This window comes from Pseudomonas sp. URIL14HWK12:I5 (genome assembly GCF_900176445.1).
GTDB lineage: Bacteria > Pseudomonadota > Gammaproteobacteria > Pseudomonadales > Pseudomonadaceae > Aquipseudomonas > Aquipseudomonas monteilii.
The window spans coordinates 481,241-494,071 of record NZ_FWXQ01000002.1 but is presented as its reverse complement, the minus strand read 5'-3'; the positions used below and the strand labels follow the sequence as shown (position 1 = coordinate 494,071).

General features: G+C 62.2%; 16 protein-coding genes and 1 pseudogene. 14 read left to right on the top strand and 3 right to left on the bottom strand.

The features are described from left to right. Positions 1-64 precede the first annotated feature (64 nt). Positions 65-535 carry a lysozyme inhibitor LprI family protein gene (locus tag B9A31_RS06805; RefSeq protein WP_159453276.1) on the bottom strand — a complete coding sequence of 157 codons (471 nt, stop codon included), beginning with the start codon at positions 533-535 and terminating at the stop codon, positions 65-67. Positions 536-811: 276 nt separating this feature from the next. On the opposite strand from B9A31_RS06805, the gene B9A31_RS06800 reads away from it, so the two are divergent. Further along, positions 812-1,294, top strand: coding sequence for a class I SAM-dependent methyltransferase (locus tag B9A31_RS06800; RefSeq protein ID WP_084296760.1), 483 nt, complete (start codon positions 812-814; stop codon positions 1,292-1,294). A gap of 82 nt (positions 1,295-1,376) precedes the next feature. Here B9A31_RS06800 and B9A31_RS06795 read toward each other — a convergent pair whose 3' ends face one another. Next, positions 1,377-1,562: a hypothetical protein gene (locus tag B9A31_RS06795; protein ID WP_084296759.1), complete on the bottom strand. Its 186-nt coding sequence runs from the start codon at positions 1,560-1,562 to the stop codon at positions 1,377-1,379. A gap of 191 nt (positions 1,563-1,753) precedes the next feature. Here B9A31_RS06795 and B9A31_RS06790 point away from each other — a divergent pair, with 191 nt between their 5' ends. From B9A31_RS06790 to pbpG, 4 genes and pseudogenes are all read left to right on the top strand, one after another. Then, a complete protein-coding gene (locus tag B9A31_RS06790; protein ID WP_371851086.1) occupies positions 1,754-2,128 on the top strand; it encodes a hypothetical protein in 375 nt (124 codons plus the stop codon). 222 nt (positions 2,129-2,350) lie between these two features. Next, positions 2,351-2,515: pseudogene (locus B9A31_RS27690) on the top strand (Arm DNA-binding domain-containing protein); the annotation flags it as partial. Positions 2,516-2,599: 84 nt separating this feature from the next. After that, a complete protein-coding gene (locus B9A31_RS06785; RefSeq protein WP_332880014.1) occupies positions 2,600-3,544 on the top strand; it encodes a tyrosine-type recombinase/integrase in 945 nt (314 codons plus the stop codon). A 129-nt stretch (positions 3,545-3,673) separates the two neighbouring features. Next, positions 3,674-4,600, top strand: coding sequence for a D-alanyl-D-alanine endopeptidase (gene pbpG, locus B9A31_RS06780; protein WP_019097780.1), 927 nt, complete (start codon positions 3,674-3,676; stop codon positions 4,598-4,600). A 42-nt stretch (positions 4,601-4,642) separates the two neighbouring features. Here the strand turns inward: pbpG and B9A31_RS06775 are convergent, their stop codons facing one another. Then, positions 4,643-5,077 carry a hypothetical protein gene (locus tag B9A31_RS06775; protein WP_027614981.1) on the bottom strand — a complete coding sequence of 145 codons (435 nt, stop codon included), beginning with the start codon at positions 5,075-5,077 and terminating at the stop codon, positions 4,643-4,645. Between the two features lie 201 nt (positions 5,078-5,278). Here B9A31_RS06775 and B9A31_RS06770 point away from each other — a divergent pair, with 201 nt between their 5' ends. The 9 genes from B9A31_RS06770 (at position 5,279) to B9A31_RS06730 (ending at position 12,826) form a co-directional block, all read left to right on the top strand. After that, a complete protein-coding gene (locus B9A31_RS06770) occupies positions 5,279-6,613 on the top strand; it encodes a lysine N(6)-hydroxylase/L-ornithine N(5)-oxygenase family protein (protein WP_019099841.1) in 1,335 nt (444 codons plus the stop codon). Positions 6,614-6,790: 177 nt separating this feature from the next. Then, on the top strand, positions 6,791-7,984 hold the full coding sequence (locus tag B9A31_RS06765) for a PepSY-associated TM helix domain-containing protein (protein WP_019099840.1): 1,194 nt from the start codon (positions 6,791-6,793) through the stop codon (positions 7,982-7,984). Next, the gene (locus B9A31_RS06760; protein ID WP_016711148.1) at positions 7,981-8,520 is read left to right on the top strand and encodes a hypothetical protein; all 540 of its coding nucleotides are present in this window, start codon (positions 7,981-7,983) and stop codon (positions 8,518-8,520) included. The genes B9A31_RS06765 and B9A31_RS06760 overlap by 4 nt, the downstream gene beginning before the upstream one ends. Beyond that, positions 8,517-8,837, top strand: coding sequence for a hypothetical protein (locus B9A31_RS06755; RefSeq protein ID WP_025752682.1), 321 nt, complete (start codon positions 8,517-8,519; stop codon positions 8,835-8,837). Before B9A31_RS06760 ends, B9A31_RS06755 begins: the two co-directional genes overlap by 4 nt. Continuing rightward, entirely contained in the window at positions 8,834-9,403 is a 570-nt protein-coding gene (locus B9A31_RS06750) for a DUF6162 family protein (RefSeq protein WP_019099838.1), read from the top strand. Before B9A31_RS06755 ends, B9A31_RS06750 begins: the two co-directional genes overlap by 4 nt. Before the next feature lie 18 nt (positions 9,404-9,421). Next, complete coding sequence (locus tag B9A31_RS06745; protein WP_019099837.1) at positions 9,422-10,324, top strand: metal ABC transporter substrate-binding protein; 903 nt, start codon at positions 9,422-9,424, stop codon at positions 10,322-10,324. After that, positions 10,321-11,070, top strand: coding sequence for a metal ABC transporter ATP-binding protein (locus tag B9A31_RS06740; RefSeq protein ID WP_084296757.1), 750 nt, complete (start codon positions 10,321-10,323; stop codon positions 11,068-11,070). The genes B9A31_RS06745 and B9A31_RS06740 overlap by 4 nt, the downstream gene beginning before the upstream one ends. Continuing rightward, positions 11,067-11,966: a metal ABC transporter permease gene (locus tag B9A31_RS06735; RefSeq protein WP_016711153.1), complete on the top strand. Its 900-nt coding sequence runs from the start codon at positions 11,067-11,069 to the stop codon at positions 11,964-11,966. Before B9A31_RS06740 ends, B9A31_RS06735 begins: the two co-directional genes overlap by 4 nt. Continuing rightward, entirely contained in the window at positions 11,963-12,826 is an 864-nt protein-coding gene (locus B9A31_RS06730) for a metal ABC transporter substrate-binding protein (RefSeq protein ID WP_016711154.1), read from the top strand. The genes B9A31_RS06735 and B9A31_RS06730 overlap by 4 nt, the downstream gene beginning before the upstream one ends. Positions 12,827-12,831: the final 5 nt, after the last annotated feature.

The window sequence follows — 12,831 nt, the reverse complement described above, 5'->3', positions numbered from 1 at the left end:
GAGGCGGCGAAATCGGGCGACCGGCCTGACTAAGACGACCTGCGCCTATCAATCACCATCAAAATCACCATTGGTCTAGGTCGTGGAGACGTTGTATCTGGTGCTTGTACTCGCACACTGTCTGATAGGTAGCGCTCGCGGTCCCAGTGATGAGAGCACCTACCACACCGCAATCTGCCTCTACGAACTGCTCCCACGCTGCCTGCGCCTGGGGCATCATGGCCGGTAGATTTTTAGGGAGCCGGCCTTCATCGGCGTACTCCTTTGCGGTGGCCAGGGCCTTCTGGTACTTCTCTTTCACCGCATCCTTAGCCGCCTCCCGCATTGCATATGCGCAAAGACCTGAATCCTGGGTGGTTTTGGTCTCCGGCTTCCTCAAGCACTGCTGCAAATCGGCCTCCAGCTTCGCCGCGTACTGACGCACCGCTGCATCCCGTGCTGCAATCTCTGCTTCTTCCCCATGCAGCTCAGCGTGGGCTGCGCCCACTACTACCAGCACCGCTCCTGCGATACCGGCCTTGATAGCGGTCTTCATTGTTCTCATTTCCCTGAGTGATAGCCCGTCCGGCGTGGTGCCGTTCCAGGCGGGTTTGGCTCGGCCAAAAGCCGGGCTGAGGTGATTCCTAACGCATTGTATGCGTTGCCATCACCATCGAGCTGGGGCACCGCAACATTTCAACCGCAATCAAGGCCCTGATCAGAGAGCGCGATCAGCTTCGGCAAGATCGAGACGCCCTGCTGGATGCCGGAGGACACCTTCTATGACCCTACCCCTGATGTACATGGCCTACCTGATCTACAGGGGGCCGCGATGAGCGCAGCAGCAAAGGTTCTCGACCCCTGCAGCGCCAGCCGCATGATGTGGTTCGACAAGGAGGACCAGCGCGCCCTGTTCGGTGACATCCGCGACGAGGAACACCTGCTCTGCGATGGCCGGGTGCTGAAGGTTGAGCCCGATGTGCTTATGGACTTTCGGAGCCTGCCCTTCGAGGCCTCCACCTTCCGCCTGGTCGTGTTCGACCCACCGCACCTGACCCGAGCCGGCGTGGATAGCTGGATGCGGGCTAAGTACGGGCTGCTCACCAGCGACTGGCGAAAGGACATCCGCCAAGGCTTTGCCGAGTGCTTCCGCGTGCTGGAACCCGAGGGGATCCTGATCTTTAAATGGAACGAAACCCAGGTGCTGGTCAGCGAGCTGCTGGCCCTGACTGATGAGAAACCCCTGTTTGGCCACAAGTCCGGTAAACGCGAAAAGACGCACTGGATCACCTTCATGAAGCGCCCAGCAGCCTAACCCCGCCCACTACTACTCAAACCCGCCAGCCAGGCGGAACCATATCGGTGACCCCGCCGAGATGGTCACACCCAACCACCACTCAAGCCCGCCGGCGCGCCGAACAGAAATGCGTCACGGCCAGCAATACACCCGGTATGGCCATGCCAAGGCCGCTGTAGATGAATGCAGGCTGCTCTGTCATCAGCCCACTGAAAGCGAACCCGATACCAGTTGGTATCAGGGTGACTGCTGCATAGCCCCACGGCTTTCTAGTTTCCTTGGCCATATCGTTCCTCCTCTTGAACCCCGATTAAACCACATGAGCCCGCCGACAGGCGCAGGCGAGGATTCCCTATGTCCGCAACAGAACGATTTCACCAAACCGCGAACGACTGCCTGGAGCGTATCGCGGCTGACCTCTGACCAGGCGCCAAGCTGGCTTTGGTCATCTACACCCAGGACAAGCCCGAGCTCGACATCGTGCTCAAGGACAGCGGCCTGAACGTTGACGAGGTCGTGAGCACCCTGCGGCGGCGCGGCGGCCTGGGACTTGATGGCGAGAACACCTACAAGCGGCTGCTCTGTGACGCCATCATCGGCGCCATGGCCTTCGGCAGGCAGAACAGTAATCCACCGCCGGAAGGCCATTGGGGCAAAGAGTTCTGGGATATCGGACGCGCCGAGGGTGCGCTGCAGGAAGAACTGACCCAGGCGCTGCGCCTGGCGCGCAAAGAACTGGACACCTGCCAGCGCGTTATCCACTACGCCGGGGGCTTCGATCCAGCCTATGTCAACAACGCCAAGGCCGCACTCAAAGTCGCCGACACGGTGCTCGAAAAGACCCCCACCTGACCACCAACCTGCCGCCACCGGCGGCGTGGAGACCATCATGCAAGACGAAGAGCGCCAGCCGGTGACCTATGTGTCCGACAAGGTCCCTGAGGAAAAAATGGCCGAGCTGGTCGGTACGACCAAGCGGGCCCTGGAAGGCAAGCGAAGCCGCGGCGTGATCCCCGAGGGGGTCTGGAAGAAAATCGACGGCCGGATTTTTTACAGCATCAGGAGATACGAAGCGTGGCTGGAAGGAAGCTGGGGTTACCCACTGGAGTCGAATTCATCGGCAAATCAATCCGGATCCGTTTTACTTGCAACGGTGAACGTCGGACCGAAACTCTCGCATACCCCCAGACCGCCAAGGGGATCAAAGCGGCAGCCGATCTACGCGCTCAAGTAATTAGCCTGGCCAAACACGGGGTTCTGGACGAAAAGCGGTACGCCGAACTGTTCCCGACTTCGAGCTACAACGCTCCAACTAATGAGCTCATGTTTGGCGAGTATGCGCAAAGCTGGTTGAACAGCCTAGAAGTGGTGCACGACACCCGGGTCAACTACAAGGGCTTGATGAACAACTACTGGATGCCACATCTGGCGACACTGCCGATCAAAGCGGTCACGCCGATGGTGCTGAGGGAGGTGGTCGCAAAGACCAAGTGGAAGAGTTCGACAGTCAAGCGCGCCGCGATTGCCCGGGTTAAGGCGATGTTTCGCGCGGCGGTCTATGACGAAGTAGTGGACAGGAACCCGGCGGCATCAATCCAGTTGCCGCAGAAAAACAGAAAGCAGATTGACCCCTTCACTGTTGAAGAGGCTGACGCGCTTATCCAGTGGATGTACGCGAACTTCTCCCGAAGCAACCAGGTGTTCGCGGCTTTCTACGAGTTCGCGCTGTTTACCGGCATGCGTACCGGGGAAATCATGGCGCTGCGCTGGGATGAGATCGACTTTGAGAAAAAGACGGCCCACGTCTGTCGGATCGTGGTCGAGAATCAGGTAGTTGATCGCACCAAGACCAAGTACACCCGAACCGTGATGCTTAACAGCCGAGCCCTTGGCGCCCTGGCCAGAGCGCAAGAGGTGGCGCATTACCGGTCCAAGCAAACGCGTCGGGTGTCTACCGAATCGCCATTCATCTTTCAGCCTGCGGGGAAGTCACTCCACATGATGAGGCCTGAAACGCCTGCGCACCACTTCAATGAGGCGATCAAGGCCCTGAAAATTCCTGCCCGACCGCAGTACAACTGCAGGCATACCTATGCCACGATGTGCCTTATGTCGGGCATGAACCCTGCTTTCATCGCTGGCCAGCTGGGGCACTCCGTCCAGGTGCTGCTCACGACCTACGCGAAGTGGTTGAATTCAGCCAACGACTGGGCAGAACTGGCGAAGCTGGAAACGAACGTAATTGGTACAGAATTGGTACAGCATTAAATATCGTTCACCTTGCGCCCTTTAGTCATAAGGCATTCGACAGCGTTTGGGCCATACTCCACAATGCAGCGGTTTAGGGGGAAAACCCTTGCACAGCCAACGACATACCAACTTTTAGTGAGCCTCAACGTGAAAACATCCCTGTCTATCCTCAGCCTGCTGCTGTTGCTCACAGGAACCGCGACCCTTCCGTCGACCGCTGCTGCACAACCCCCGGCCCAGGTTCAACGCGACCCGTCCAAGCTGCACCTGGCTTCAGGCAGCGCCTTGCTGATCGACCTGAACACCAACCAGGAGCTGTACGCCAGCCATGCCGACCGCGTGGTGCCGATTGCCTCGGTGACTAAACTGATGACCGCGATGGTGGTGCTGGATGCCAGACTGCCCATGGATGAGATGCTCACCATGACCATTGCCAACAACCCGGAAATGAAAGGCGTGTATTCGCGCGTGCGCCTGGGCAGCCAGCTTGACCGCCGCGAAACCCTGCTGATTACCCTGATGTCATCGGAAAACCGTGCCGCCAACTCCTTGGCCAACGCCTACCCAGGTGGCTATCCGGCGTTCATCAAGGCGATGAATGCCAAGGCCCGCAGCCTCGGCATGGCACATACCCGGTATGTCGAGCCGACCGGCCTGTCGACGCAGAACGTGTCCACCGCCCGTGACCTGGCCAAGCTGCTGATGGCCTCGCGCAAGTACCCGATGCTGAGCGAGCTGTCGACCACCCGCGAAAAAACCGTGGCCTTCCGCAAGCCCAACTACACACTGGGCTTCCGTAACACCGACCACCTGGTGAACAAGAGCAACTGGGACATCAAGCTGACCAAGACCGGCTTCACCAACGAAGCCGGGCACTGCCTGGTGCTGCTGACCCGCATGGACAACCGCCCGGTGGCCATGGTCATCCTGGATGCGTTCGGCAAGTACACCCACTTCGCCGATGCCAGCCGCATGCGTCAGTGGCTGGAAACCGGTGCCGCCAAACCGGCACCTGCAGTGGCCATGCAGTACAAGGCGGACCGGCAGAACAAGGGGCGCCTGGTTTCCGAGTAAACTCTAACGGTCTCGCTGGGGCCTTTGCGGGCCCCAGTCGCATCAGGCCTGCGTATTGACCATCCCCCCTGCACTGCTGCCACCTGACGTCTGCAGCGCTTCGAGCAACTGTGCGGTTGCCTGCAGGATCTCACCATTGATGGTCGCGATGCTCGCCTGCTTGGCACTCACAGCGGCCATCTTGGCGGTTTCTTCCATCTTCTGCGCCATCAGCTGGGCCAGTTGTTTCTGTTCGTCGGCCAATTGCTTTTGCAGCTTCTTGATCATCTCGCGCAATTGCTTGATGTGCGCAGGCTCCGAGCTTTCACTGCTGCCCTGGGCGCCTTGGGCCTGGCCGCCACCGTTCGCCCTGGAGGCGTCGGTCTGAGCGACTGTTCCACCCTCTTCAGCCTTTTGCGCGTCCTGGATGTCGGCAGCCTGAGTCGTGCTCAACGCCTGGGCCGTGGTGCTGATGCTGACTGCTGCAAATCCTGTCATGTCTGTCTCCCTGCGTTGCAAAATGGGTCCTTGCATGGTTCTGCCTATCGGCCGCAGCGCGCAGGTCTTTAGCCCGTGTAGCAGTGGGTCGGCCGCCCGCCAGTAAATTCCCCATCATGTGGCTCGTTCCACCCAATGTACAAACGCAAGCGCCGGCCCCTCCCGGCGGCGTCCACATTCGACCATTATGGAACCGCAGCCATGAGCCAGTCTGCAAACCCGGAAACTATCAAGGACCTGATCGGCGTGGGCTTCGGCCCTTCCAACCTGGCCCTGGCCATCGCCCTGGAAGAACTCGCCGAGTCCCAGGGCCATGCCCTCGATGCGCAGTTCATCGACAAGCAACAGGACTACCGCTGGCACGGCGAAACCCTGGCCACCCAGAGTGAGCTGCAGATCTCGTTCCTGAAAGACCTGGTGTCGCTGCGCAACCCCACCAGCCCCTACAGTTTCGTCAACTACCTGCACCAGAAGCAGCGCCTGGCCGACTTCATCAACCTCGGCACCTTCTACCCCTGCCGCCTGGAGTACAACGACTACCTGCGCTGGGCCGCCGAACACTTCGCCACCCAGGCCGTGTATGGCCAGGAAGTGCTGCGTATCGAACCGGAACTGCAGGATGGCCGGGTAAACCACCTGCGCGTAATCGCACGCGACGCACAGGGCCGCGAATACAGCCGCCGCACCCGCTCGGTGGTGGTCGCCAGCGGCGGCACGCCGAAAATTCCGGAAAAGTTCGGCGCCTTCAAGGATGACCCACGGGTGTTCCACCACTCCCAATACCTGAGCAGCCTGAACAAGCTGCCGTGCGCCGACGGCAAACCGATGCGCATCGCTGTGATCGGCTCGGGCCAGAGCGCCGCCGAGGCGTTTATCGACCTGAACGACAGCTACCCGACTGTCAAGGTCGACATGGTCCTGCGCGGTTCGGCCCTCAAACCGGCCGACGATAGCCCGTTCGTCAACGAGATTTTCTCGCCGGACTACACCGACCTGGTCTACAACGAACCCGCCGACCAGCGCAGCAAGTTGCTGGGCGAGTACCACAACACCAACTATTCAGTGGTCGACCTCAACCTGATCGAACGCATCTACGGCATCCTCTACCGGCAGAAAGTCGCCCACCAGCACCGCCACAACGTGCTGTGCCGGCGCCAGGTGGAAGCCGTGGTGGCCACTCGCGAAGGCCTGGAGCTGACCCTGCGCGACCTCGCTACTGGCCAGCAGCAAACCCACCGCTACGACGCCGTGATCCTCGCCACCGGCTACGAGCGCCGCTCGCACCGTGACCTGCTGGCGCCATTGGCCGGTTACCTGGACGACTTCAGCGTCGACCGCAACTACCGCGTGCTGGCCAGCCCCGACCTGCAGGCCTCGGTGTACTTGCAGGGCTTCTGCGAAAACAGCCACGGCCTGAGTGACACCCTGCTCTCGGTACTGCCGGCCCGTGCCGCAGAAATTGGCCGCGCCCTGTATCAGGACCTGGCGCAATTGCACGGCAAAGCACAACCCGCTGCGGCCCTGACCCGCGCCTGACCCCTGTGCTAAGCACCCTCAAGGCCGGCCTGTCGCTTCTCGCGCAGGTCGGCCTTGTGCTGCCTGAAACATTTGCTTGCATTTAAAACGGCAGGTTTTCGATTCTCATTCGTCCTTATCAGTACAGCCCTCTTTGGTTGGGCACACGCTCGACCACCCATTGCAGAAGACCGTCTGATGGCCAAATCACCGAAAAAATCCAAATCCAGGCTGTGGTTCCTGGTGCATAGCTGGCTCGCCTTGCCAATCTGGTTCTTTGTGCTGATCGTGTGCTTCACCGGCATGCTCGCCGTGGTCAGCCAGGAAATCGTCTGGCTGGCCAACCCGGACGTACGCGCGAGCAAGCCCGACGGTGATGCCGAGCGCCTGAGCTTCCAGCAGGTACTGGACGCCATGCGCAAAGCCGAGCCAGACATGTTCGTGGAGTCGCTCAGGCAGCCTGACGGCTCGCACTTTGCCCTGCTGGCCGATGTCACATACCCCGACGGGACCAGCCCGACGCTGTACGTCAATCCCTACACCGGCGTCATCCAGGGCAAGTCCCCTGACTTCAACTTCGAAGCCTTTACCCGTGCATTGCATGGCTGGTGGCTGGTGCCGTTCACCAATGGTTTCAGCTGGGGCTGGTACCTGGTTTCGCTTCTCGGCCTGCCCATGCTGGCCTCTCTGGTCACCGGGCTGGTGGTGTACAAGAAGTTCTGGAAAGGCTTCTTCAAACCGGTGCGCACCGGGCACGGCTCACGTATTTTCTGGGGCGACCTGCATCGCCTGGCGGGGGTGTGGTCGATCTGGTTCATCGCGGTCATTTCCATCACCGGCACCTGGTTCCTGATCCAGGCGCTGCTTTCGGACAACCACATCACCATTTCCAGCCGGCCTATCGTGCCGGTGATCGCCCGTGAAGATGTGCCGCAAATGCCGGATGGCACGCCTGCCCCGCGCATTGACCTCGATGAGGCGGCACGTATCGCCGGCCTGGCGATTCCAGGCCTGGACATTACCTTCATTTCGTTGCCGGCGACCGCCTACAGCCACGTCTCCATGGGCGGGCGCGGCTGGTATCCGCTGATGTTCCAGAGTGCAGCGGTCAATCCTTACACAAGCAACGTCGACAGCCAGTTCCTGCTCAGCGACCGCTCCACGCTGGAATTCGTCACCGAGTCCATGCGCCCCTTGCACACCGGTGACTTTGGCGGTTTGCCCATCAAGCTGATCTGGTTCTTCTTCGGCCTGGTACTCACCTTGATGGTGCTCAGCGGCTTGCTGATCTGGACCAAGCGTACCGCCCAGGCCACCGCAGCCGCCCTCAAGCGCAGCGACCGTGCTCCCCGTGCCGCACGCAGCCAGACCACACTGGAGACCCAACCATGAGCCACGCCCAGGCCGTGCCCGCCAGCCCGCTGAAGCAGTGGTGGCTGAAGTGGCGCTTTCATCTGAACATCCTGCTGATCCTCGTCCCGCTGGGCTTCATGCCCAAGTATTTCAGCGACGCCAAGCTGTTTCGTGGCGACGCCGGCCTGGGGGCGAACGTGGTCAGTGGCATCCAGGCCGGCCCTTACACGCTGGACTTGGCTGAATTGCGTGACGAAGCACCACGCGAAGACGGCCCCGCCGGCCACTTCAAGTCCTTCAGCGCGTCCCTGTGCAAAGCCTGCATGAAAGACGTCAAGGCCGTTTACCTGCGCATCGGCAAACCCCGCAGCCTGCGCGCTGCCGGCACCATCTTCTTTGGCGCCCCCTACCGCATGGGCACCAACCTGCCCATCCCGCCGCGTACCAAACCCGACGCGCAAATCTGGATCACTCTGGAAGGTTGGGACGGCAGCATGCACCAGGCATCCGTCCCCCTGGCCAAGGCATCGCCTGCCACCGTGGCCTGGCTCGAGAAACAAGGAGGCAAGAAATGAAACACCTGATGCGCATCCTCTCCCTGCCCTTGCTGGTACTGGCCGCTGGCCCTGCCCTGGCACACAACCCGATGTGCGAATGCGAAGAACTGGCCAGCGGCCAGGTCAAATGCACCGGTGGCTTCTCGGACGGCAGCGGTGCCGCCGGGGTGACCCTGGACGTGATCGGCTATGACGAGCAAGTACTGGTCGGCGGCAAGCTGGGCGACGACTCCACGCTCACCTTCAAGCGCCCGGAAGGCGAATTCTACGTGCTGTTCGATGCCGGCCCCGGACACGTGGTGGAAGTCGACCACGCCGATATCGTCCAGCCATGAGCCGCGCTCAAGTGATACGCCCGGCCGGCGCCGGGCACGAAACCCTGTACGTGCTGCTGGCCAGCCTGCTGATCGTGGTGCTCGCCGCCAGTGTGGTGCTGTTGCGGGGCGAGCGCGAAGACGAACAGGCCATCGCCAGCCACCAGATTGACGCCCGCCGCGACCTTACCGCTGCCGAGCAAGGCCTGTACACCGACCTGCGGGTGGCCCTCGACGAGATCCAGGCGCTGCGTGAAGAAAACGCTACCGTGCCGAGCGTGCAGGCACTGGCCGAAGAAGGCCTGCCGCCATTCGTGGTGGATGCCGGCAGCCAGAGCCGTGGCAGTCATCAGTGGTCGTGGCTGAAATCCGGTGCCTACCTGGGCCGAAGTCAGGCCCCTGAAGTCGCCGGCAGCCTGCTGCTGATCCTGACAGCGGACAGCACCGGCCAGGCCGATGTCTGGTTGCGCCGCGACAGCGCTGCCGTCATCCCGGACGATCTCGGCCAGGCGGCCTTGATCGCTGCGGGTTGGCAACAGGTGGTCAGCCACTACGACGCTGGGGTTACCCGCGAACACCGTCACTGAACCCAAGGACTCCCGCCCATGTTCCGCTCCGCCCTCGCCCTGCTCCTGGCCTTTGCCCTGCCGGCACTGGCCCTGGCCGATAACGGCAAGCCGCTGCGTATTGGCATCACCCTGCACCCCTACTACAGCTATGTGACCAACATCGTCGGCGACAAGGCCGAAGTGGTGCCGCTGATTCCCGCGGGTTTCAACCCGCATGCCTACGAGCCACGGGCCGAGGACATCAAGCGCATCGGCACGCTGGACGTGGTGGTGCTCAACGGTGTCGGCCATGACGACTTCGCCGACCGCATGATCGCCGCCAGCGAAAAGCCCGGCATCGCCACCATCGAGGCCAACCAGAACGTGCCGTTGCTGGCGGCCACGGGCATTGCAGCGCGCGGCGCCGGCAAGGTGGTCAACCCGCACACCTTCCTGTCGATCAGCACCACCATCGCCCAGGTCAACAACATCGCCCGCGAACTGGGCAAGCTCGACCCGGACAACGCCAAGTTGTACACGCAAAACGCCCGTGCCTACGCCAAGCGCCTGCGCGCCCTGCGTGCCGAGGCGCTGGCCAAGGTAACCGAAGCACCCAGCGCCACCTTTCGGGTTGCCACCATCCATGCTGCCTACGACTACCTGGTGCGCGACTTCGGCCTGGAGGTGACCGCCGTGGTCGAACCGGCCCACGGCATCGAGCCCAGCCCGGCCCAGCTGAAAAAGACCATCGACCAGCTCAAAGCCCTGGATGTGAAGGTGATCTTCTCGGAAATGGACTTCCCGTCCGCCTATGTCGAAACCATCCAGCGTGAATCCGGCGTGCGCCTGTACCCGCTGACGCACATTTCCTACGGTGAATACACCAAAGAGAAGTACGAGGTGGAGATGAAGCGCAACCTCGACACCGTGGTGCGCGCCATCCAGGAGAACCGCGCATGACCGCCGCCGCCAACCTGGTGAAGGCCTGTGGGCCACGCATCGAGTTCGCCGAGGTCGACCTTACCCTGGGCCGTACCCGCATCCTTGAACACGTCAGCTTCGGCGTTGCTGCTGGCAGCGTGCATGCCATCGTCGGCCCTAACGGTGGTGGCAAGAGTTCGCTGATCAAGACTCTGCTCGGGCAAATGCCACACCAGGGCCAGCTGACCCTGCATTGGTCAGGCGAGCGTGAGGTGATCGGTTATGTGCCACAAGCGCTGGAGTTCGACCGTGGGTTGCCAATGACCGTAGATGACTTCATGGCTGCCATGTGCCAGCGGCGCCCGGCTTTTCTCGGCTTGTCGCGCCGCGTGCAGCCGGCCATCGATGCGGCCTTGGCGCGGGTCGGCATGCTCGACAAGCGCAAACGGCGCATGGGCGCATTGTCTGGCGGCGAACGCCAGCGCGTGCTGTTGGCCCAAGGCCTGATCCCCGAGCCGCAGTTACTGGTACTGGACGAGCCCATGTCGGCCCTCGATGAAGCTGGTATCCAGGTGTTCGAGCAGTTACTGCAGGGCTGGCGCCAGGCCGGCACCACGGTGCTGTGGATAGAACACGACCTGGAGGCCGTGCTGCGCCTGGCCGACCGGGTCACTGGCCTGAGCCGCCAGGTGCTGTTCGACGCCCCACCGGCCCAGGCCCTCACACCAGAGCGCCTGCTTGGCCTGTTCTCTGTTCACCCGCGTAGCGAGAGCCTTGCCTCATGAGTTTTGAAGCATTCCGCCAACTGGTCCAGGACTGGGCCACGGCTGGCTACTTGCCTGAGGCACTGGCCTACGGCTTCGTGGTCAATGCCTTGCTGGCTGGCCTGATGATTGGCCCGGTACTGGGCGGCCTGGGCACCCTGGTGGTGGTCAAGCGCTTTGCGTTCTTTTCCGAAGCTGTGGGCCATGCTGCACTGACCGGGGTAGCCATCGGCATCCTGCTCGGTGAGCCCTACACCGGCCCTTATGGCAGCCTGTTCGGCTACTGCCTGCTGTTCGGCATCTTGCTCAACTTCCTGCGCAACCGCACGGGCCTTTCACCGGACACGCTGATCGGCGTGTTCCTGTCGGTGTCGCTGGCGCTGGGTGCCAGCCTGCTGCTGATGCTGGCCGGCAAGATCAATGTGCACATCCTCGAAAACGTGCTGTTCGGCTCGGTGCTGACCGTCAGCGGCCAGGACCTGGTGGTGCTGGGTATCGTCGCGGTGCTGGTGCTGGCCCTGGCTGTGCCGCTGTACAACCGCATCATGCTGGCCAGTTTCAACCCGCAACTGGCAGCCGTGCGCGGGGTGGCCGTGAAAACCCTGGATTACCTGTTCGTGGTGCTGGTAACCCTGGTAACCGTGGCTGCCGTGAAGGTAATCGGCGCCATCCTGGTCGGAGCACTACTGGTCATCCCCGCTGCGGCTGCACGCCTGGTCAGCCAGTCGCTCAAGGGGTTCTTCTTCGTCTCGGTACTGATCGCCACCTTGAGCACCCTGCTTGGCATTCTGCTGCCAATCGTCTTCGACCTGCCCGTGCCGTCGGGCGCCGCGATCATCCTGGTCGCCGGCATCTGCTTTGCCCTGGCCGCCCTGGCCCGCGCCCTCGTCCCACGCCTGCAAGGAAACCCGGCATGAACCTGAAACGCCTGACTCTGGCGCTGGCCTTGGCCGGCCTGCCGTCGCTGTCTTTTGCCACGCAAGTGCTGACCACCCTGCCCATCACCCACAGCCTGGCCAGCGCCCTGCTCGACGGCACGGCGGTGCAACTCAAACGTGCGGCACCGGCCAACCTGCCGGCCAGCCGCCAGCCGTCGTATTTCAGCTCGCGCGGTGGCCCCAGCCTGGAGAAAGCCGCACAGCAGGCCGACGCGGTGATCGGTGTACGCTCGATCTGGCGTGACGACCCGCTGTACCCGATGGCCCGACGCAGCAACATCCGCATCGTCGAAATCGATGCCGCACGGCCGGTGGATGGCGCGCTGCCCGGCATTGCGGTCACAGGTGACGATGCCTACGGCGCCTACCCCTGGCTCAACCCGACCAACCTCGGGCGCATGGCCGATGTAGTGGCCAATGATCTCGAGCGGCTGGCACCGGATGACAAAGCGAAGATCCAGGGCAACCTGGCAGGGCTCAAGCGCCAGTTGCTTGAGCTATCGGCCAGCAGCCAGACACGTCTGGCCAAGGTCGACAACCTGACGGTGGTGAGCTTGTCCGGGCGGTTGGGTTACCTGGCCAGCGGCTTGAACCTGGATGTGGTGGAGCAGCCGCTGCCGACCGAATGGGACGCTGCCGCGCTCAAGGCGCTGGAGGAAAACCTGAAAGCGCAGGATGTGGCACTGGTGCTGGACCATCGGCAGCCGGACGCGGCGGTAGCCGAGGTGATCAAGGCAGCCGGAGCGAAACTGGTGGTGGTGGAGAGCGACCCTGAGGATGCGTTTGCCGGGTTGAAGGCCAGCGTCGACCAAGTGGTTGGGGCCTTGGGCGAAAGCTGATGTTG